The sequence below is a fragment of the Moorena sp. SIO4A1 genome (genome assembly GCF_010672065.1).
In the GTDB taxonomy this organism is placed as follows: Bacteria; Cyanobacteriota; Cyanobacteriia; order Cyanobacteriales; family Coleofasciculaceae; genus Moorena.
This window is the reverse complement of record NZ_JAAHHX010000493.1, coordinates 1-1,764: the sequence shown is the minus strand read 5'-3', so window position 1 is coordinate 1,764 and position 1,764 is coordinate 1. Positions and strand designations below refer to the sequence as shown.

General features: G+C 44.2%; 2 protein-coding genes. One reads left to right on the top strand and one right to left on the bottom strand.

Features of this window, described 5'->3' with window-relative positions:
* Nucleotides 1-555, bottom strand: a 555-nt coding sequence (locus tag F6K53_RS39820; protein WP_293085537.1) for a DUF721 domain-containing protein, incomplete at its 3' end; no start/stop codon positions are given.
* 243 nt (nt 556-798) lie between these two features.
* Here F6K53_RS39820 and F6K53_RS39815 point away from each other — a divergent pair.
* Nucleotides 799-1,749 (top strand): hypothetical protein, encoded by a 951-nt coding sequence (locus tag F6K53_RS39815; RefSeq protein ID WP_293085534.1) that lies wholly within the window; start codon nt 799-801, stop codon nt 1,747-1,749.
* Nucleotides 1,750-1,764: the final 15 nt, after the last annotated feature.

Sequence of the window (1,764 nt, the reverse complement as noted above, 5' to 3'; positions counted from 1 at the left end):
CGATCGCATCTGCATCATCTTTGCCCAATGTTTAAACGCTGCTTCGGGTCTGTTCGCGTAGCCTAGCCTATTGGCCAGAGTTGTGTCAGTAGTTGTGTCAGTAGTTGTGTCAGTATTTGTGTCAGTGGCTTCACTACTTTCTCTGTTTTCTGTGTACTCCAATTCCTCAGAAACCAGTGATGAAGACATTGGCAAGATGGTGCTAGGATGTCTATGGTTTGGGGTCAACTGAGATTGTGAATAGCCATTGCCCAAAACTTGTGTTTTCCGCCACTGAGCTGGAGAAAAGTGGATGTCAACTAGGGGTTCAGACCAACTAGCATTAAGCCGTTTCAACAACATCCGGCGCTTAAATTTTAGTTCTTGTGCCCAAACAGAGCTAGAGGTAGCCACATATAAGATATCCCTAGAGATAGCATAGGGTCTGGTATGATTAGCTATATTCATTCCTACTATTTCAGACCAAGACTTAATTAGGTATGACAAGCGTTGTATACCTTCCCACTCCGGCTGATTTGTAATCCTATCTAAGATCTGATTGAGTGATTTAAGCATATCGCCTTACTATAATTAATTGATTTCACAATAGTTTTGATGGCTTCAGGACTGACGTCACAGGCTTCTAGCCTGTGCCACACTAGGCTACAAACTAGCTTAGATAAACTAGCTTAGATAAACTAGCTTAGATAAACTAGCTTAGATAAACTAGCTTAGAGTTAGTAGGGTGACCCTAGAGATAGAATGGCTGCGTAAGTCCTGTTGCTTGTTCTATAGCACAAACGACCGATCTAGTCCGCCATGAGCCAAAACTCCTCAGTTAATTCATCCCCTAGCTCGACGGGTAACTACAACCTCAACTCAGTTTTACAAGCTGCTCTGAGTAGCCTTGATGTGCAACTAGAGGAAGAATTAGCGCGCTACCGACGTCGAAGAGTAGGACGCCCAGTCATGACTAACCGTAGTCTTGGTCGTAACCGGGCCCGTAAACCCCTAGAGTTAATTTCTGTGGGTGAGGTACAACAGAAATCCTCACCATCGCAGACAAACAAGACCATCCCTCAACTAAAGCAGCCATCAACCATTCCACTGCCAAACCTAACAGCCAAGGGGACAACTTCTCTCAAACAACCACAAGAGCCATTGGTTGAGCAGACTGAATCCCTAGATTCCCTGTTATCACAGTCCCCAAAACCTACTCAGCCACCAGTTGTCTCCCAGTATAATAATGGTGAAAGTGCTAGCTTAGGTATTCAGAAAGAGGCTACGGAGCAACTTAAGCCTCCTGAAAAATTGCCTGAAAAATCAGGTAGTTTGATCAAGTTAGGGGCTAACCAAACCCAGCCAGAAGATTATCTCGAATCATCAGAAAAACTACTACAGAGTCTGGCAGAAGATCAAGAAGAATTTGACAACCAAAAGCAGGTGTCTTACCAACTGCTGACTCCGTTAAATGTCGGTTTCATGGTACTTTTGCTGTTGTTAAGCGCTACCCTACCCTATATCTTCTCCAATCCATCGGTATTCAGTAATCTGGATCTGTCCCAGCTGATTAGCTCCATCATTCCCAAGATCTCCAAAACCCCCCAGGAAATTAAACCAGATCAACCACAACAGACTGAGTCGCTTCCTAATTCTCCCCTACAGGGTGGTCCTAATTTGGCTTCTGAGGAATTTGTAGACTTGAACTTACATACCCTTTCTCAAGTGGAAGCTACTCCAGGACCGCAGCAAAAACCTTTTTATACCTGACCTACCGTTCTTTAG